Source organism: Actinoplanes sp. NPDC020271 (genome assembly GCF_044388125.1).
In the GTDB taxonomy this organism is placed as follows: domain Bacteria; phylum Actinomycetota; class Actinomycetes; order Mycobacteriales; family Micromonosporaceae; genus Actinoplanes.
The window spans coordinates 34,438-52,820 of record NZ_JBIRWQ010000034.1 but is presented as its reverse complement, the minus strand read 5'-3'; the positions used below and the strand labels follow the sequence as shown (position 1 = coordinate 52,820).

Below are 18,383 nucleotides of genomic sequence, written 5' to 3'. Positions count from 1 at the left end.
GTGTCCTCCTAGGGGACTCGGGAGCAGGAGACGGGAGACGGGACGGGATTGGTGGTGCCGGTGGTACTGCCGAGGAACCCGAAGGTCGTGGATGCCCCGGACGCGAGGGCGCCGTTGTAGGACGCGTTGGTGACGGTCACCGCCGTGCCGGCCTGGGTGGCGGTGCCGCCCCAGCTCTGCGTGACGGTCTGCCCGGTGGTCCAGGCCCACTTCACGGTCCAGCCGGTGGTCGCCGTGGAGCCGTTGTTGGTGACGGTGACCTCGCCCTGGAAGCCACCGGTCCACGAGCCGGTCACCTTGTAGGTGGCGGTGCAGCCGGTGCCCGCCGACGAGGAGGTGGACGGGGACACCGAGGTCGACGGCGACACCGAGGTCGACGGGGACACGGAGGTCGACGGCGACACCGAGATGGACGGCGACGGGCTGGTCGAACTGGGCGACGGGACCGGGCCGGTACGGTCGGCGTAGAAGATGCCGCGGCCGTTGGTGCCCAGGTAGACCCGGCCCCAGATGCGCGGGTCACCGGCCAGCGCGTCGCCGGCGTTGCCGTACTGGTGCTTGTCGTCGTTGATCCGGACGAAGCTCGCGCCGGTGTCGTCGGAGCGGAACACCCCGTCGACGCCGTCGACCGTGCCGACCAGGAACACCGCCGGATGGGTGGCGCCCGGAGCGGCTTTGCCGAAGGCCACGTTGACGCCCTCGGCGACGGCGCTGACCTTGACGAAGGTCGCGCCGGCGTCGGTGGAGCGGAACAGGCCCGTGCTCGCGGCGACCCAGACCTCACCGGCGATGCCCGGAACCGCCTTCAGGTGCAGGCGCCCGGTCGTCGGCAGGGCGACCGACTGCGCGGTGAAGGTCGCGCCGCCGTCGGTGCTGGTGTAGAACTTTCCTCCGGCGTACGCGAAGAAGGTCTTGGGGTTGACCCTGTCGGACTCGACGATCGCGCCGGCCGGGATGCCGGAGCTGGCCGTCCACGTGCTGCCTCGGGTCGTGGAGTAGTGGACGCCCGTGCCGGCCGGCGACCAGACCACGTTGCCGGCGTCGGCGCCGACCGCGACCGTTCCGCCCCCGGTCACGCCGGACGGCTCCTGCCCCTGGTACCAGCTCTTGCCGCCGTCGTTGGAGATCCCGATGTGCGGCGCGGCGTCGGCGTTGCCCACCCGCACGAAGAAGCTCGGGCTGAGCTCGGCGAAGTCGAGGCTGGTGTTGCTGCCCAGGCTGGGGGTGTCGTGGAAGTTGGCCGGGACGGTGTCGAGGTCGGCGTGGTAGAAACCGCCGATGTCGCCGAGCGCGCTGACCAGCGGGGCGCCGCTGGGCGGGCTGGCCAGGTCGAGGACCGCGGTCTCCTCGATGCCCTTGGCCGTCGGCTTGATCGTGATCGTGCCGCCGGAGTCCCACTTGGTCAGGTCGGTGGTGCCGTAGAGGGTGGCGCCGGTGCCGTAGAGCATCCGGTTCGAGTCGAACGGGTCGATCGCGAGCGACTCGTTCATCCAGCCGAGCTTCGGGCTCTCCTCGGGCGCCTGGGCGGTGCTGTTGAAGTCCAGCCACGGGTTCGCCGAGATGTCGAGGGTGTAGCGCTTGGAACGGCTGGGGTAACTGGTCCAGTCCCAGGCGCGGGTCCAGGTGGCGCCGTAGTCGGTGCTGCGGAAGAAGATCGCGTCGGGCCACCAGGAGATCTGGGTGGCTACCATGAGGGTGCCGGGGTGCAGGGTGTCGACGGTCAGCCCGGAGTAACCGTAGTAACGGTCAGCGACCGGCGTGGGCGAAATGTCAGTCCACGCACCGGTTGCGGTATCCAGGCGGTAGACCTGGCCCGCCGCGCCGTCGTAGGGGCCGCCGGTGTCGCTGGTCGCGATAAAGAGGTATTTTCCTTGAATTACGCCTTTGTGGGCGATGTATCCGGTCGGCTGGCCGGCCACACGCTCCCAGGTCGCCCCGGAGTCGAGCGAACGATAGACCGGGTTGTCCTTGTCGGCGACGCCGACGTAGATCTGCGCCCCGCTGAAGGTCACCCAGGTCAGACCCTGGTTCTGGTTCAGATAGCCGTTGGTGTCGGCAGGATCCTGGACGTAATTCCCGACGTTGGGGAAGTTCGCCACCCTGGCCCAGGTCACGCCGTAATCCGTGCTGCGCCAGAGGCCGTTGCCACCCTCGGCCGCGAAGTAGACGTTCTTGTGGTTGGCCGGGTCGACCGCGAGCCGCTCCCCCATCCCCCGGCCCGGCATGTTGCCGCCGACCTTGAACGGCAGGTTCGTCTGCTGCCAGGTGGCGCCCTTGTCGGTGGAGCGCAGGATCGCGCCGTTGTTCGGGTCCCAGCTGTTGGTGTACATGCCGACCGCGGCGTAGACCCGGTTCGTCTCCACCGGGTCCGGCGCGATGCTGAGCACGCCGTTGTGACCCCAGTCGTCCTGGCCGACCCAGTCGAGCAGCGGCGTCCAGCTCTGGCCGGACTGGTTCCAGCGGTAGGCGCCACCGATGTCGGTGCGGGCGTAGATCAGGTTCTGCTCGCCCGGGTTGAAGACGACACCGGGAACGAAGCCCCCGCCGTCGATCCGGACGTTCCTCCAGGCGTACGGGTCGACGGCCGCGGCCGTGGCCGACATCGGCGCGGCAGTGACGACGGTGATCGCGGCGGCGGCGACCACCAGGGCGGCGATGATCGTGCCGCCGGGGGACCTTCTCATAGGGGGATACCTTCCATCGACACACATGAAGGTGGGAGCGCTCCCAAAGCGTCTGTCCCCGTCATCCCTCTGTCAAGAGCCGGAAACATTCGAGGTCCGTCGCCGTTCAACTACGGAGAGCGACAATTGGGTGAACGGCCGGGTTCGATCTCCGGCCGAGGGGGTAAAACCCCTAGTCAGCGCGCTTATCGGTGGGCGTAACGCTGTGAGCTGCGACAAGTTACCGATGGGGCGGCTGTGTATCATTCGGCGGAATGCGCGGGCCAGTACCTACCGGTCGGGCCCGCAGCCGATCGGCGGCGAAGTGACCGGTACACGGCGTGACGACAGCCGGGCCTAGCGGTGGAGGAGATTGCATGAAGGTTTGCGTTGTGGGTACCGGCTATGTCGGCCTGACCACCGGCGTCAGCCTCGCCTTCCTGGGGCACGAGGTGACGTGCGTGGATCTCGACCAGAACAAGGTCGACATGTTGCGCGCCGGTAAATGCCCGATCTACGAGCCCGGCATGGAGGACCTCCTCGCCGAGGCGGCACCCAACCTCACCTTCACCACCAGCTACGACGAGGGCGTGCCCGGCGCCGACGTGGTCTTCGTCGCCGTGCAGACGCCGTCGGCCGAGGACGGCAGCCCCGACCTGCGCTACCTGCGCTCGGCCGCGGAGAGCGTGGCCCAGTCGCTGAACCACGACTTCACCGTCGTGGTGAACAAGTCGACCGTGCCGATCGGCAGCGGCAACTGGGTGGACGCGATCCTGCGCGAGTCGTTCGCGCAGCGCGCGGAGCGCCCGGCCGGCGTCGAGTTCGCGGTCGCGTCGAACCCGGAGTTCCTGCGCGAGGGCAACGCCATCGCCGACACCCTCTTCCCGGACCGGATCGTCATCGGCTCGGACAACCCGCGCAGCCTCGAGGTGCTGAACCGGCTCTACCGGCCGATCATCAACCAGACCTTCACGCCGCCGACGTTCCTGCCCCGGCCCGAGGACGCCACCGCGGTCCCCCTGGTCTCCACCGACCTGGCCTCGGCCGAGCTGATCAAGTACGCGGCCAATGCCTTCCTGGCCCTCAAGATCAGTTACGTGAACGAGATCGGCCAGCTCGCCGCGAAGGTCGGCGCCGACATCACCGAGGTCGCCCGCGGCATGGGCCTGGACCAGCGGATCGGCTCCCGGTTCCTGCAGCCCGGCGTCGGCTGGGGCGGCTCCTGCTTCGGCAAGGACACCAAGGCGCTGGTCGCCACCGCGAGCGAGTACAACCTCGAGATGCCGATCGTGAAGGCGGCCCGCGAGGTCAACCAGCGGCAGCGCGCGATCGCCGTCGAGCGGCTGCAGGACGAGCTGCGCATCCTCAAGGGCCGCAAGATCGGCCTGCTCGGGCTGGCGTTCAAGCCGAACACCGACGACCTGCGCGACTCGCCCGCGCTGGACATCGCGAACCTGCTGCTGGCTCGCGGGGCCCGGGTGCGCCTGCACGACCCGATCGCGTCCGAGCGCTTCCGCCGGGAGCAGCCGGAGCTCGCGCCGTACCTGAGCGAGAGCCTGGACGGCGTCTTCGACGACTGTGACGCCGTGGTGCTGGTGACCGAGTGGGCCCAGTACCTGGAGCTGGACTGGAGCAAGTTCGTCGGCCTGATGCGCAACCCGCTGGTCCTCGACGGGCGGCACGCGCTCGACGCCGAGCGGATGGCCCGCCTGGGGTACAAGTACGTGGCGATCGCCGGCTGACCGCCGCCCGATCCTGAGGAACCGCCGTGGCGTTCTGCCACGGCGGTTCTTTTTTGTCTGAATCGTTCCGATCAAGACGCGATCACCGGATGCAAGTTCTTACCGCCGATCGGCTCCGCGTGTCGGCGTGGCGCGTTGATACGCATCCACTGGAAGCGGGTTCAGGCGAAGCCCAACAAAACCGACTCACCGTCCGTATCATGAGCCCTAAGTGCTGAAAAATCCCCCTAAACACTCCCGGAAGAAGAGAGCTCTTCCGTCAATCTCCTTAACCGGTTAAGGTGCCCGGGCTCCGCTGCTATATCGTTACCGACTCGATCACGCGGAAATCATTGCGCAACTTGCCGGTTACCTCTTGACTGTTGGTCAAGAAGCGCTTCGGACGGCGGCGTCACCTGACGCCGGAGGCGCGTCAAGACATAGGGAGCGGTATGTTCGGTCACAGTGGGAGTTCGCGATCCCGAGTCGCGCTCGCCGGTGCTCTCGGCGTCGGGCTGGTCTTCAGCCTGGCCGCCTGCGGCGACAACAAGAACGACTCGAGCGGTTCCGGTGATACAGCGTCAGCGGGCATCGACTGTTCGGTGTTCACTCAGTTCGGCGACATCAAGGGCAAGACGATCTCGGTCTACACCGGCATCGTGACCCCGGAGGACGCTCCGCAGAAGAAGTCGTACGAGCCTTTCGAGAAGTGCACCGGCGCCACGGTGAAGTACGAGGGCGACAAGTCCTTCGAGACCCAGATCCTGGTGCGCGCCAAGGCCGGCAACCCGCCGGACGTGGCGTACGTGCCGCAGCCGGGTCTGCTCCAGCAGCTGGTCGCCACCGGTAAGGCTGTCGAGGCCCCCAAGGAGGTCGCCGACAACACCGACAAGTGGTTCGGCAAGGACTGGAAGGCCTACGGCACGGTCGACGGCAAGTTCTACGCCGCGCCGCTCGGTGCCAACGTCAAGTCCCTGGTGTGGTACTCGCCGAAGCAGTTCAAGGACAAGGGCTACACCGTCCCCACCACGCTGGACGAGCTGAAGACCCTCAGTGACAAGATCGCCGCGGACGGCTCGAAGCCGTGGTGCGCGGGCATCGGCTCCGGTGACGCCACCGGCTGGCCGGTCACCGACTGGATCGAGGACTTCTACCTCCGGCTGTACGGCGCGGACGCGTACGACAAGTGGGTCAAGCACGAGACCCCGTTCAACAACGCGGACGACACCGCGGTGTGGAACGCGGTCGGCGACTACCTGAAGAACGACAAGTACGTCAACGGCGGTCTCGGTGACGTCAAGAGCGTGGCTTCCACCACGTTCCAGGACGCCGGCCTGCAGATCCTCGAGGGCAACTGCTCGCTGCACCGCCAGGCCTCGTTCTACGCGGCCAACTTCCCCAAGGGCACCGAGATCTCGGAGACGGGCGACATCTACGCCTTCTACCTGCCCGGCAAGGACGCGACCACCAAGCCGGTCCTGGGTGGTGGCGAGTTCGTTCTCGCCTTCGCCGACCGTCCCGAGGTCAAGGCGTTCCAGTACTTCCTGTCCACCGACACCTGGGCGAACCTGAAGGCCAAGGCGTCGAGCGGCTGGGTGAGCGCCAACAAGGGTCTGAAGGTCGAGAACCTGACGAACCCGATCGACCAGCTCTCGGCGAAGATCCTGCAGGACCCGAACGCGCAGTTCCGCTTCGACGGCTCGGACCAGATGCCCGCCGCGGTCGGCTCGAACGCCTTCTGGAAGCAGGCCACGGCCTGGATCACCGGTCAGGACACGACCACCACGGTGAACAACATCGAAGCCGCGTGGCCCAAGTGATCTGAGTAGTACTCCGAGGCCGGCCGGGATGCTCCCAGCATCCCGGCCGGCCATCGCCCTCTTTCCCCTCGGAAACACGAAGGAGGTCCGGGTCGCGTGTTCTCCACCGCGAGTACCACCCCTGAGAAGCTTCTGCAGATGCTGGCGGCACTCCTGCTGTTCGCCGCCGTGCTTGGCGTCATCCTTTTCTTCGCGAGCCGGGTTCGCGGTAAAGGCTCCGACAACTGGGTCGGCTACCTCTACCTGCTACCGGTCGTGCTGCTGCTGGCCGTCGGCCTGGTCTATCCCGGGCTGCGCACCATCTACGAGTCGTTCTTCGACGCGCAGGGCAGCTCGTTCATCGGCATCGACAACTACAAGACGATCCTCACCGACGGTGATCAGCTCACCGTGCTGGGCAACACCATCATCTGGGTGCTGATCGTCCCACCGCTGGCCACCGCTATCGGCCTGATCTACGCGATCCTCGTGGACAAGTCGCGGTTCGAATCGTTCGCCAAGGCGCTGATCTTCCTGCCGATGGCGATCTCGATGGTCGCCGCCGGCGTCATCTGGCGATTCGTCTACGAGTACCGGGTCAACCAGCCCAACGTGCACCAGATCGGCCTGATCAACCAGATCATCGTCTGGCTCGGTGGCGACCCGGTCCAGCTGCTGATCACCGACACCGGCAAGCTGAACACCCTGCTGCTGATCGTGGTGTTCATCTGGATCCAGGCCGGTTTCGCCATGACGATCCTCTCGGCCGCGATCAAGGCGATCCCGGACGAGATCATCGAGGCCGCCCGCCTCGACGGCGTCAGCCCGTGGAGCATGTTCGTCAAGATCACGCTGCCCAGCGTCCGGACGACCATCGTCGTCGTGCTGACCACACTGGCCATCGGCACGCTCAAGGTCTTCGACGTGGTCCGCACGATGACCGGCGGCAACTTCAAGACCAGCGTCATCGCGAACGAGTTCTACAGCCAGCTGATCCGGGCCGACAACCAAGGCCTCGCCGCGGCACTCGCCGTGGTGCTGTTCATCCTGGTCATCCCGATCATCGTGTACAACATCCGCCAAGTCCGTCAGGAGGCATGATGACGGCCACACCCCTGGCGACCACGCCGGAACTCAAGCCCGTCGTCGAGAGCACCACCGCTCGAGCGAAGCGGCGGCTCAGCTCGCCGTGGGCGTCCCTGGCCGCGATCGTGATCGCGATCCTGTGGACCCTGCCGACGTTCGGCCTGCTGCTCTCGTCGTTCCGGCCGGAGCTCGACATCAAGCGGACCGGCTGGTGGACGTTCTTCACCAACCCCGAGGTCACCCTGGACAACTACCGGGCGGTCTTCGACAGCGACACCGGGGTCAACCTCGGCACGTTCTTCATCAACTCGCTGGTGATCTGCATTCCCTCGGTGCTGATCCCGCTCGCGATGGCGTCCTTGGCGGCGTACGCGTTCGCCTGGATCAACTTCCGCGGCAAGAACATCCTGTTCGTGGCGGTCTTCGCCCTTCAGATCGTCCCGCTGCAGGTCACCCTGATCCCGCTGCTGACCATCTTCGCGAAGGTCGGGATCGCCGGCACGTTCTGGCCGCTGTGGCTGGCGCACTCCACGTTCGCCCTGCCGCTGGCGATCTACCTGCTGCACAACTTCATCAAGGAGATCCCGGCGACCCTGATCGAGGCCGCCCGGGTCGACGGCGCGGGTCACGTGGCGATCTTCTTCAAGGTGATGTTGCCGCTGCTCACTCCGGCCCTGGCGGCCTTCGGCATCTTCCAGTTCCTCTGGGTCTGGAACGACCTGCTGGTCGCCCTGGTCTTCGCCGGCGGCGGTGACACCGTCGCCCCGATCACCCTGCAGCTGGCCAACCTGACCGGCACCCGGGGCACGGCCTGGCACCTGCTGTCCTCCGGCACGTTCGTCTCGATCATCGTGCCGGTGACGGTGTTCCTGCTGCTCCAGCGCTACTTCGTCCGGGGTCTCCTGGCCGGTAGCGTCAAGGGCTGACCGTTCGTCGCACTTCCCCGGGGCCGCATCGCTCGATGCGGCCCCGGTTTTCCTTCACCGACGATTCGCGCGTACGTCATGAGCCGCCCGCCCGGCCACCTCCGCTTGCCGCGGGCGCAGGGACCGGAGCGCGACCCCGAGCGCGACGGCCACCAGCAGCACCGCGATCAGGTAGCTCAGTCCCACCGCGTGCGCCAGCCCGGCTCGGCCGTCCGCCCGGTCCTGGGGGGACAGCGCGAGCATCGCCGCCACGCCACCGGGCAGCCGCGTGGTGACCAGAACGGTCAGGGCAACCGCGAACGCCGCCGTGCCGAGCGCCGCGGACAGACGCTGGATCAGGTTGAGCAGGGTGGTGGCGCGCGGTGTCTCCTCGTGGTCCAGGTCGCGGACGACCAGGATCATGGCCGGCATCAGCGTCGCACCGGAGCCCGCACCGACCAGCACCGTCCCGGCCAGGAGCAGCGGGTATCCGGCGTCGGTGAACGCGGCGCCGAACAGGACGAGCGACCCGGCCAGGCCCACCGCGGTGCCGGCGATCACGATGCGATGCGGCGGGATCCGGTCGGTCAGGCGGGTGGCGGCCTGCACGGTCAGACCCACGGCGATCGCCTGCGGGAGGGTGAGGGCCCCGACCAGCGCGGCCGAGTCACCACGCACCCCCTGGGCGTAGAGCGGCAGCACCGCCATCGCCCCGAAGTACGCCGCGCCGAAGCAGACCATCACCGCGCTGCCGCCCGCGAACGGCCGCCGGCCCAGCAACCGCAGATCCACCAGCGGGGTCACCGCCCCGGACGGGCGCAGCGACCGCCACGTGAACACGCCGGCCAGCCCCAGGCCGGCAACCAGCACGGCGACGCCCGGCCCGCGGCGGTCCAGCAGGGTCCCGCCGAGCACGATGAGCACCGCGCCACCGGAGAGCAGGAGGAGACCGGCCCAGTCGACCCGCTCCCCCGACGCCGGTGACGACTCCGCGCCGGCCGGCAGGACCCGGGCCGAGACGAGCAGCGCCAGCACCCCCAGCGGGATGTTGATCAGGAAGATCCAGCGCCAGGACGCCGACGCGATCAGCCAACCGGCCAGCGGCGGCCCGCAGACCGGCCCGACGACCAGCGGCAACGCCATCAGCCCCAGCAGTCGGCCACGGCCCTCCACCGGGACGGCTCGCAGGCCGATCATCTGGCCGACCGGGTTGATCAGGCCCCCGCCGAGACCCTGCACCGCGCGGAAGGCGGCGAGCGCGGCGACGTTCCCGGCCAGGCCGGCCAGGGCCGAGGCGAGCGTGAACACCAGCAGCGCGGTCAGGTAGACACGGCGGTCGCCGAAGCGGGCCGCGGACCAGCCGGCCAGCGGGATGACCGCGACGATGCCGAGCAGGTACGCCGTGGTCACCCACTGCACCTCGGTCAGTGTCGCGTGCAGGCCGGTGACCAGGGCCGGGACGGCGACGACGGTGACCGTCGTGTCGACCACCACGAGCAGACCGCCCAGCGCCAAGGTCAGTCCGAGGCGGCGCATCAGCGGCCGTACGGCCGGTCGCGCCGAGCCGACCGCAGCGTCGTGGCCCACCAGGTCAGCTCGTGGACGGCCACGTCGAACGCCTCCCCGACCGGGTCGGGCGGGGCGAAGCCGACCGCTGCGAGGTGCTCCCAGGGCCGGGTCAGCCCGACGACGCGGCGGGTGGTGACGACGTGCAGTTCGGCGAAGACGCCGCGCAGGTGCTCGGCGGCGAGCAGGCCGCCCTGCACGCCGTACGGGATGATGGTTGCCGGTTTGAACATCCACTCGCGGTAGTGCCAGTCGATCAAGCGCTTCAACCCGGCCGGGTAACTGTGGTTGTATTCCGGCGTCACGATCAGGTACGCGTCGGCGGCGTCGATGCGGGCGGCGACGCCGGACTCGGCGCTGCCGCCGGGGCGCAGGCCGCCGTCGTCGGGCAGGTCCGCCTCGGCGCAGTCGATCAGGTCGACCTCGGTCTTGGCGTTGGCCGCGCGGAAGGCGGCCCATTCGGCGACGGAGCGGCTCATCCGCTGGTCCCGGACGCTGCCGGCGATCACCGCGAGCCGCAGAGGAGAATCGGTCATGCCGCCAGGCTTGACCTTCAACATATGTTGAAGTCAAGGATGGGGGCAGGACTACCGACCATGTGCTCACCAAAGCACTGAAAGGTAACGGCATGAGCATCGTTACGACGCCGTCGGCGTATTCGAAAACGGTCGGCGAGGTGGCCGCGGAGGCCGGGGTCGCGCCCTCCGCGGTCCGGTTCTACGAGCAGCACGGCGTGATCCGCGCCGAACGCACCAGCGGCGACCAGCGGCGGTTCGACCAGAGCGCGGCCTGCCGGATCAAGGTGGCCAAGGTCGCGCAGCGCGTCGGGCTGACCGTGCGGGAGATCGCCGAGGTCTTCGACGGCTTCCCGCAGGAACCGTCCTGCCAGGACTGGGGCCGCGTCGCCGAGACCCTGATCGCCGAGGCCGAAGCCCGGACCGCCGCGCTGAAGGGCTACCTGGCCGAGATGAGCTCCGGCGCGAAACTCTGCGAGCTCTAGACGGACTCCACCAGGCGGCCGTCGCGCAGGCTGAGGACGCGGTCGGCCCGGTCCATCAGGTTCGGGTCGTGGGTCGCGACCAGCGCGGTCATCCCCCGCGCGTCGACGACGGCCCGGAGCAGATCCATGATGGCCCGCCCGGTGTCCGAGTCGAGCTGCCCGGTCGGCTCGTCCGCGATCAGCAGGTCCGGGTCGTTGGCGAGCGCACGGGCCAGCGCGACACGCTGCTGCTGGCCGCCGGAGAGCTCGCCGGGCCGCTGGTTGGCCTGACCGCCCAGCCCGACCATCTCCAGCAGGACCGACACCCGCTCGTCGCGTTCGCGCGGGTCGCGCTTGGCCAGTCGCATCGGGATGCTGACGTTCTCGGCCGCGGACAGGATCGGGACCAGGCCGAACGACTGGAAGACGAACCCGATCGTGTCGCGGCGCAGCTCGAGCAGGTCGGCCTCGGCGGCGCCGGTGACGCTGCGGCCGGCGACCGCGATGCTGCCCGAGGTGGGGCGGTCCAGGCCACCGATCAGGTTGAGCAGAGTGGTCTTACCGGCGCCGGACCGGCCACGGACCGCGACCAGCTCGCCCTTCTCCGCGGTGAACGAGACGTCGGAGAGGGCGTGGACGGCCCGCTCGCCGCTGCCGTAGTCCCGGTTCAGCCCGGACACCTCGACGACGCTCATGCCGCCACCTGCGACGTGCTCCGGCAATGCCATGGGCTTTCGACCGAGTTCATGCGGACTCTCCCGGGCGGACTTCGACGTGGTCGGGTTCGAGATTCAGGCGTACGCGGTCACGCAACTCCAACGCCTCGACGAACGCGGCCGGCAGCTGGAGCCGCCCGGCGCGGTCGAGGACGGCGTACTCCTCGGAGACGTGCTGTTCGGTGCCGTCCTCGGCGAGACGGGCCGAACGTCGTACCTCCGAAGCGGTTTTCCCGTCGCGGATAGCGACCGCCCGGCGGACCTGCCCGGCCACCGCCTTGTCGTGAGTCACCACGACCACCGTGACCCCGAGCTCGGCGTTGACCGTGCGCAGCGCCCCGAACACCTCGTCGGCGGTCGCCTCGTCGAGCTCGCCGGTCGGCTCATCGGCGAAGAGCACCTCGGGGTCGTTGGCGAGCGCGACGGCGACCGCGGCCCGCTGCTGCTCACCACCGGACATCTCGGCCGGACGGCGACCGGCCCGGTGCGCGACCCCGACCATCTCCAGCAGCTCGTCGGCCCGCCGGCGTCTGCGGGTGCCGGCCAGGCGCATCGGCAGCTCGACGTTCTCCCGCGCGGTCAGGTACGGCAACAGGTTCCGCGCGGTCTGCTGCCAGACGAAACCGACGATCCGGCGGCGGTACTCCAGGCGCTTCCTGGCGGTCATGCCGAGCAGATCAAAACCGGCCACCTTGGCGATCCCGGCGGTCGGCTCGTCCAGCCCGGAGAGGATGTTGAGCATCGTCGACTTGCCCGAGCCGGACGCGCCGACGACCGCGAGCAGCTCGCCCCGGTCGACGACCAGATCCAGGCCCTGCAACGCCATGACCTCGACACCCTCGGTGCGGAAGATCCGGACGAGACCGTCGCAGACAATGTGCCCGCTGAGCCGGTCCTGTCCACCGGCGCGGGCCGCGGCCTGCTGCGCCGCCTTCCGTTCCAGATCCGCTAGATCAGTCATGACCGTTCCTCCGCTCGCCGCCCCGCTTGACAAGTCATGACTGCTCCTCTCCGACCCGCAGCACCGTGCCGAGGCGCAGGCGGCGGTTGGCGACGTTCTCCACGGCGAGCGCGGCGACCACGGCGAACACCGCGAGCGCCAGCACCCCGCCGGCGAACCAGGGATCGAGGGTGGTCCCGGCGGTCACCCCGGCAGTGAACCCGCTGAGATCCAGCGCCGGCCCGATCAGCATCGGCAGGACGAAACCGGCCAGCCCGCCCGCGACCACGGCCACCGCGATCAGCGGGATCAGCTCGAAGACCAGCAGGCGGCGGCCCTGGCCCGGGGACAGGCCCATGGTGCGCAGGCGGGACAGCGTACGACCGCGGGCCGGCGCCCCGGTCAGCACCGCGAGCGCCACGGCCGTCAGCGACAGCACCGCCGCCGCGGCCATGCCGGCGATGAAAGTGAAGCTCAACGCCCCGTCGACGCCACGGTTCTCCAGACCCGACCGGTACTCCGCCCAGGTCAGCACGCTCGCCGGGATCGGCAGCTGCCAGTCCTCGACCGGCTTTCCGGTCAGCCGGAGGGCCTCGTCGCGCTGACCGGCGTCGGCAGCCTTGCGCAACTCCTCGCGATCGAAACCGTCGCCGCTGACGAGGATCCGGTTCGGCTTGATCGGCTGGGCGGCCGGAACCGCCATGGCCTGCTGCGGCAGCACGATGAAATCCCTGGTCCCGGCGACGAGCCCGGGCACCTGAGCGGCGACCCGGGCGATCGTGAACCGGTAGGTCGCGCCGGCCACACTGATCGTCCCCGCGGTCCCGATCTGCTCGGCCAGGTGCGGCGAGACGACCGCCGGCACCGGCCCGTCGGTCCGGCTCGCGCCGGTCAGCACGGGCGGCAGGCCGAACCCGGCGGTCGTCGCGTCCACCACCATCACCTCGCCCTGCAGGATGTTGACGCCGGCGTCGCCGTGGATCGTCACGCCCGGCGCGACGAGCATCGGCACCGCCCTGGTCACGTGCGGCAGCGTGGCGATTCTGGGTGCGGTCTCGGCCGTGAAGTAGTAACCGGTGATCACCGCGTCGGCCGGCACGGCCAGGTCCGCGGCGCGGTCCCGGGCGGCGCTGACGGTGCTGGTCACGGTGCCGGTGAACAGGCCGGTGGCGATGGCCACGACGAGCACGGCCAGCGGCCCGGAGTGCAGCGGGGCGCGCCCGGCGCTGCTGAGGCCGAGGAAGGCGATCACGCCGCGGGCCCGGGCGGCCAGCCGCGCGGCCCAGCGCAGCGGGAACGGCACCACGCGCAGCGCCACCACCGAGGCGGCCAGCGCGAGCAGGACCGGGGCCCCGATCAGGTACGGATCCACGCCCGCCCCGGCGTCCAGCCCGCGCAGCCGCACGAGGTAGATCCCACCGGCCGCGAGCAGCACCAGGAACCCCTCCGCGGTCAGCCGCCGGGCCGAAGGGCGCAGTGCGGCCACGTCCGAGCGGTGCCCGGAGAACGACGGATGCCGCGCGACCAGCGCCGCCGACGCCGGAGCGGCCAGCAGCGCCAGCAGGGCGACCACCGCCACCAGCAGCGGCTCGACGCCGTCGGCCCGCCCCGGCACGAGGAAACCGCCCAGCCAGCCGATCGCCACGGCGATCGGGACCACGGTCAAGACCTCCAGGAGCGTACGCCCGGCCACCGCACCGACCGAACCTCCGCGCGCCCGGATCAGAGCGAACTCGGGGCGCCGGCGATCGGTCATCAGGCGCGCCGCGAGCAGCATGAGCCCGGCCGCGGTGGCCAGGATGCCGAACTGCACCACGGCCAGCAGCGCCTGCACCGACCGCACTTCCCGGTCGAACTCGGCCAGCGTGGTGTCCACACTGCTCTGGATCGACGTCTTCTCCGGCGGGGTGCGCCGCAACTCGGCCACCGCGCGATTGAGCGCGTCGACCCGGTCGGCGGTGATCCGCTTCTCGTCCAGCCGGAACCGCCACCGGTCGGTGAGGTCGTTCAGCGAGCTCGCGGCCAGCAGGGCACCCGAACTGTCGGTGAGCATCACCCCCTCGTCGCGCAGGCCGTCGTCCGGGTCCGGGCAGCCGCCCGTGTGCAGCGGCTGGTCGGACCAGATCGGATCGGCCGCGTCCACCGGGGCGAACAGGCCGACCACACGCAGCCGGGTCGAACCGAACTGGGCGGTCATGGCCAGGCCGTCACCGACCTTGACGCCGAACGCGGTCGCGGCCTGCTCGGTCACCATCACCTCGGTCGTCCCCGACGACGCGGGCGCACGCCCGTCGACGATCCTGACCGCCGCCTCGGTGGCCGGCTCGTAGCGCAACACCGCCACGTCGGGGCAGGCCTTCGGCGGCGAACCGATCGGGAGGAACGCGTTCGCCCGGGTCTCGGCCAGGTACCAGGCGCCGGCGAGCACCCCGGGCAGCGGGCCGGGCAGGCTCTCCCGGATCTGCGGGAGCCGCTCCTCCCCGGCAGCCGAACTGGTCTCGCCGAAGGAGCGGGTACCGGTGAAAGTCAGGTCACGGCTGGCCGCGGGCAGCCGGTTGATGTCACCGGCCAGGCCGTCGTCGGTGCGGCCGTTCGCGATCCGGGCCGGGCCGGACACCAGGAACGCGGTCAGCCCGGCCAGCACCGCGAGCAGCAGGAGCTGACCGGCGAAGGCGCGGACACGACGCAGCACGCTCATCGCGCCACCTCCGCTGCGCTCCGGCGCCGCGATGAGGTGACAACTGAGCTGACCGATTCGCTCGCAAGCTCGCTCACCGCGCCACCTCCGCTGCGCTCCGGCGACGCGATGAGGCCACAACTGAGCCCGATGATTCGCTCGCAAGCTCCCTCACCGCGCCACCTCCGCTGCGCTCCGGCGACACGATGAGGCCAGAACTGAGCCCGATGATTCGCTCGCAAGCTCGCTCATTGGTCCTCCCCCAGTCGCAGACGGGATGCCGGCAGGCGGCGGGTCGCGGACATCGCGGTGATCGCGCTGACCGTCAGGGCGATCAGCACCAGCAGCGCCGCGCTGCCGACCGTGCGGCCCCACAGGACCTGCAGGATCGCGTCCGGCACCGGCCGGCGGGCCGACGGGGTGAGGACCAGCAGCGGCGCCATCCCGGCGGCGACCAGCAGGCCCACGCCGAGACCGGTGAGCGCACCGAGCCCGGCGAGCAGCACCTGCTCGACGATCATCGAGCGGGCCAGCAGCCGCGGACCGGCACCAAGGGTGTGCAGAACGGCGAGTTCGACCGAACGGTGCCGGGCCGTGGCCCGGGCGTCGGCGGCGATCCCGGCCGCGGCGAGCACCATCGCGCCCAGCGCCGCGCCGAAGAGTGCGAACCGGGTGACGGCGCCGAGCGGGTCACTTCCGGAGGCCAACTCCCGCTGGTCGAGCACCTGCAGGCCGGTGAGGCCGGAGACGCCCGCCGGGTGTCCGCTGATCCACCATTCGCCGGTGTCGTAGACCGCTCCCAGGTCCCAGAAGAGCCGGCCCTCCAACGCACCACGGTCGGCCAGGACCGCGGCGGCCTGCGTCGTGCCGGGCAGCCGGTCGACGGTGTCGACCACCACCACCCGGACGGAGTCGCCGCCGATGGTGAGCGAGGTGACGTTGCTGAGAGCGTCCCGGGCGGCCCTGGTGATCGCGACCGGCACCGGGGGTGGTGGTTCCTTGCTGCTCAGCACGAGCCGGCCGGTGAACCGGTAGACGCCGGCCGTGGGCAGCACCGACCGTCCGCCCCCGTCGTCGGCCCGCCAGTCGTCGCCCTGGCCGCTGATCGACCAGTCCACCGGCTGCTGGGTCGTCGACTCGACCACGAAACCGAGCAGACCGGGGCCGACGGCCGGGAACGACCGGGCCTTGCCGGCGTCGGTCGCGCCGAGGTCGACGCGACGGCCGCCGGCGAAGACCGCGGTGGTCCGCACCGGGCCGGAGCTGCTGATCCGGCCCGCCTTCAGCTCGGCCGTCAGACCCGGGGCGGCCGTCGTGGACAACTTCGCGAGCAGCTTGTCCGGTGATCCACCGGTGGCGTCGTCCCGGGCCTGGACGACCCCGGCGGCGGCCGTCGTGTCCAGGGCGACCAGCTCGGCCGGGTCGGTGCCGGCGCCCAGCGGCACGGAATCGCGCCAGGCCGTCGCCACGGCCCGCACACCGGGCAGGGCGGCGAGCGTCTCCCCCCGGTCGCGCGGGGCGACACCGCCGGTCTCGACCAGCCGCATGTCCGCACCCACCTGCTGCACCGCCTGGTCGACACGGGACTGCTGGGCGGTGGCGGCCAGACACCAGGAGACGGTGGCGGCGGCGACCGCGAGGGCCAGCATCACCATCGGACCGGCATGCGCCCGGCGGCCCGCCTGCCACGTGCCGAGCAACGTGGCCAGGGACCGGCCGCGGCTCAGGCGCGCCGCGGTCAGCTTGGCGACCGGTGGGAGCAGCCGGACGGCCAGCACCGCACCGGTCAGCACGCCGAGAGTCGGCGCCGCGGCCAGCAGCGGGTCGACGCCGAGGCTGCCGCCGGTCGGCGTGGCGTACTGCCGCAGCTGCAGCCAGGCCAGCGCGGCCAGCGCGACCACGACCAGGTCCAGCCCGGCCCGGCGCAGCATCGGCAGGCGCTTGCGGCCGGCGGTCTCCGCCACGTAGGTACGGCCGCGGCGCAGCGACGGAGCGGTCAGGGCCAGCACGCCACCCAGCGCGACCAGGACACCGGCCGTCCAGACGCCGGCATCCGCGGCCAGCTCGGGATACTTGAGCCGCAGAAGCGCGACGGCGAGCGGCGGACCGATCAGCGCCGCCGGCAGCACCAGGGCGAACGCTTCGACAGCGGCCAGGCCGGCCAGCTGGCGACGGGACGCGCCGCGGGCCCGCAACAGCGCGGTCTCGCCCTTGCGGGACTCGGCGAGCAGCACGGCGACCAGCGTCAACGCGTAGCCGCCGAGGACGACGACCAGCAGGATCGGCGTGACCATGGTGGACCGGCGGACCAGGTCGGCCCGGGTGAGGCGGTCGGCCAGCCCCGGCAGGCCGGTGGTCACCGTCGCCGAGGTGCCGAGGCCCGACGTCTGCGGAAGGCTCTCCTCGGTCGCGACGACCCTTTCCGCAGCACGGCGGATGGAGTCCAGCGTCGGATCGGTCAGATCCGGCTCGGCGAGCCAGCCGCCCGACGCCTCGGCGAAGAACGCCGGATCGGTGCTGACGATCGGGCCGTACGTGGCCGTGTCCGGTCGGCGGCCCGCGGCCACGTCCGGAGTGAGCAGCCAGAACGGGTCGGCCAGGTCGCGGGGCCGCCACACGCCGGAGACCGTGTGGGACAGCACCTTGCCGGTGCGCCGGTCCTCCAGCCGCAGCACCTTGCCGCTGCTCAGCCCGAGGGCGGTCGCGGCCGGCTGGGCCAGCGTGACCTGTCGCGGGCCGGTCGGCCAGGCGCCGGAGACCAGCTCGGCGTGCCGTTCGAGGTCGTCGAGCTGGACCAGGGACGCGTAGATCACGCCGGAGGAGTCCGGGACCGCGGTGCCGGTCGCGCCGCGAACGGCCCAGCCGGAGCCGTACCGGGCGGCGCTGATCCGGGCCGGGGCGTAGGCGTTCCGCACGGCCTGGTCCCGGGCTGCCGCATCCTTGTCGAGAGCGCCGCGGACCAGCACGGAACGTTCATCCGGGCCGGCGGCGGCGACGGTGGCGCTGACGGCTTCGCCGGCCGAGGCGGTGGCGTACGCGGTCAGACCTGTGAGCAGAAGCGTTGCGGCGATCATGACCGCGGCCGCCGCGGCGAGCAGTCCCCGGGCTGCCGCCGCACGCCGGACAATCAGCGCCATCGGCGCCCAGCTTCGAGCATGCGGCGGATCTTACTGTGTCTGATGGCCTCGCTTCGCTCGGCGGCATTTCGCCCCTTGAGGTGGGTGGGGGGGGGGGCGGGGGGGGGGGGGGGGGGGGGGGGGGGGGGTGGTGGGGGGGGGGGGCGGGGGGGGGGGGGCGGGGGGTGGGGGGGGGGGGGGGGGCGGGGGGGGGG

Annotated in this window: 12 protein-coding genes; 5 read left to right on the top strand and 7 right to left on the bottom strand. The window is 70.7% G+C overall.

Translation table 11 applies throughout. The features are described 5' to 3' along the window. Window positions 1–8: 8 nt before the first annotated feature. Entirely contained in the window at window positions 9–2,684 is a 2,676-nt protein-coding gene (locus ACH442_RS42515; protein WP_396343835.1) for a cellulose binding domain-containing protein, read from the bottom strand. Window positions 2,685–3,040: 356 nt separating this feature from the next. On the opposite strand from ACH442_RS42515, the gene ACH442_RS42510 reads away from it, so the two are divergent. The 4 genes from ACH442_RS42510 to ACH442_RS42495 all read left to right on the top strand — a co-directional run bounded on the left by ACH442_RS42510 (window position 3,041) and on the right by ACH442_RS42495 (window position 8,195). Beyond that, the gene (locus ACH442_RS42510) at window positions 3,041–4,405 is read left to right on the top strand and encodes a UDP-glucose dehydrogenase family protein (protein ID WP_396343834.1); all 1,365 of its coding nucleotides are present in this window, start codon (window positions 3,041–3,043) and stop codon (window positions 4,403–4,405) included. Between the two features lie 431 nt (window positions 4,406–4,836). Further along, complete coding sequence (locus ACH442_RS42505; RefSeq protein WP_396343833.1) at window positions 4,837–6,204, top strand: ABC transporter substrate-binding protein; 1,368 nt, start codon at window positions 4,837–4,839, stop codon at window positions 6,202–6,204. Window positions 6,205–6,342: 138 nt separating this feature from the next. Next, complete coding sequence (locus tag ACH442_RS42500; protein WP_396343884.1) at window positions 6,343–7,284, top strand: carbohydrate ABC transporter permease; 942 nt, start codon at window positions 6,343–6,345, stop codon at window positions 7,282–7,284. Continuing rightward, on the top strand, window positions 7,281–8,195 hold the full coding sequence (locus ACH442_RS42495; protein WP_396343832.1) for a carbohydrate ABC transporter permease: 915 nt from the start codon (window positions 7,281–7,283) through the stop codon (window positions 8,193–8,195). Before ACH442_RS42500 ends, ACH442_RS42495 begins: the two co-directional genes overlap by 4 nt. 54 nt (window positions 8,196–8,249) lie before the next feature. Here the strand turns inward: ACH442_RS42495 and ACH442_RS42490 are convergent, their stop codons facing one another. After that, entirely contained in the window at window positions 8,250–9,761 is a 1,512-nt protein-coding gene (locus ACH442_RS42490) for a DHA2 family efflux MFS transporter permease subunit (RefSeq protein ID WP_396343831.1), read from the bottom strand. Beyond that, window positions 9,710–10,276: an NADPH-dependent FMN reductase gene (locus ACH442_RS42485; RefSeq protein ID WP_396343830.1), complete on the bottom strand. Its 567-nt coding sequence runs from the start codon at window positions 10,274–10,276 to the stop codon at window positions 9,710–9,712. Before ACH442_RS42485 ends, ACH442_RS42490 begins: the two co-directional genes overlap by 52 nt. Before the next feature lie 92 nt (window positions 10,277–10,368). Here ACH442_RS42485 and ACH442_RS42480 point away from each other — a divergent pair, with 92 nt between their 5' ends. After that, window positions 10,369–10,740, top strand: coding sequence for a MerR family transcriptional regulator (locus ACH442_RS42480; RefSeq protein WP_396343829.1), 372 nt, complete (start codon window positions 10,369–10,371; stop codon window positions 10,738–10,740). Here ACH442_RS42480 and ACH442_RS42475 read toward each other — a convergent pair. The 4 genes from ACH442_RS42475 to ACH442_RS42460 form a co-directional block, all read right to left on the bottom strand. Continuing rightward, entirely contained in the window at window positions 10,737–11,414 is a 678-nt protein-coding gene (locus ACH442_RS42475) for an ABC transporter ATP-binding protein (RefSeq protein WP_396343828.1), read from the bottom strand. The genes ACH442_RS42480 and ACH442_RS42475 overlap by 4 nt on opposite strands. Window positions 11,415–11,463: 49 nt before the next feature. Next, window positions 11,464–12,396: an ABC transporter ATP-binding protein gene (locus tag ACH442_RS42470; protein WP_396343827.1), complete on the bottom strand. Its 933-nt coding sequence runs from the start codon at window positions 12,394–12,396 to the stop codon at window positions 11,464–11,466. A gap of 34 nt (window positions 12,397–12,430) precedes the next feature. Continuing rightward, a complete protein-coding gene (locus ACH442_RS42465) occupies window positions 12,431–15,073 on the bottom strand; it encodes an FtsX-like permease family protein (protein WP_396343826.1) in 2,643 nt (880 codons plus the stop codon). A gap of 227 nt (window positions 15,074–15,300) precedes the next feature. Next, entirely contained in the window at window positions 15,301–18,189 is a 2,889-nt protein-coding gene (locus tag ACH442_RS42460) for an FtsX-like permease family protein (protein WP_396343825.1), read from the bottom strand. Window positions 18,190–18,383: the final 194 nt, after the last annotated feature.

Bases quoted from the DNA above. Each gene is read 5' to 3' on its own strand.
- ACH442_RS42510 (WP_396343834.1), top strand. From the start codon at position 3,041: ATGAAGGTTTGCGTTGTGGGTACCGGCTATGTCGGCCTGACCACCGGC.
- ACH442_RS42485 (WP_396343830.1), bottom strand. From the start codon at position 10,276: ATGACCGATTCTCCTCTGCGGCTCGCGGTGATCGCCGGCAGCGTCCGG.
- ACH442_RS42460 (WP_396343825.1), bottom strand. From the start codon at position 18,189: ATGGCGCTGATTGTCCGGCGTGCGGCGGCAGCCCGGGGACTGCTCGCC.
- ACH442_RS42505 (WP_396343833.1), top strand. From the start codon at position 4,837: ATGTTCGGTCACAGTGGGAGTTCGCGATCCCGAGTCGCGCTCGCCGGT.
- ACH442_RS42500 (WP_396343884.1), top strand. From the start codon at position 6,343: ATGCTGGCGGCACTCCTGCTGTTCGCCGCCGTGCTTGGCGTCATCCTT.
- ACH442_RS42495 (WP_396343832.1), top strand. From the start codon at position 7,281: ATGATGACGGCCACACCCCTGGCGACCACGCCGGAACTCAAGCCCGTC.
- ACH442_RS42480 (WP_396343829.1), top strand. From the start codon at position 10,369: ATGAGCATCGTTACGACGCCGTCGGCGTATTCGAAAACGGTCGGCGAG.
- ACH442_RS42475 (WP_396343828.1), bottom strand. From the start codon at position 11,414: ATGAGCGTCGTCGAGGTGTCCGGGCTGAACCGGGACTACGGCAGCGGC.
- ACH442_RS42470 (WP_396343827.1), bottom strand. From the start codon at position 12,396: ATGACTGATCTAGCGGATCTGGAACGGAAGGCGGCGCAGCAGGCCGCG.
- ACH442_RS42465 (WP_396343826.1), bottom strand. From the start codon at position 15,073: ATGAGCGTGCTGCGTCGTGTCCGCGCCTTCGCCGGTCAGCTCCTGCTG.
- ACH442_RS42515 (WP_396343835.1), bottom strand. From the start codon at position 2,684: ATGAGAAGGTCCCCCGGCGGCACGATCATCGCCGCCCTGGTGGTCGCC.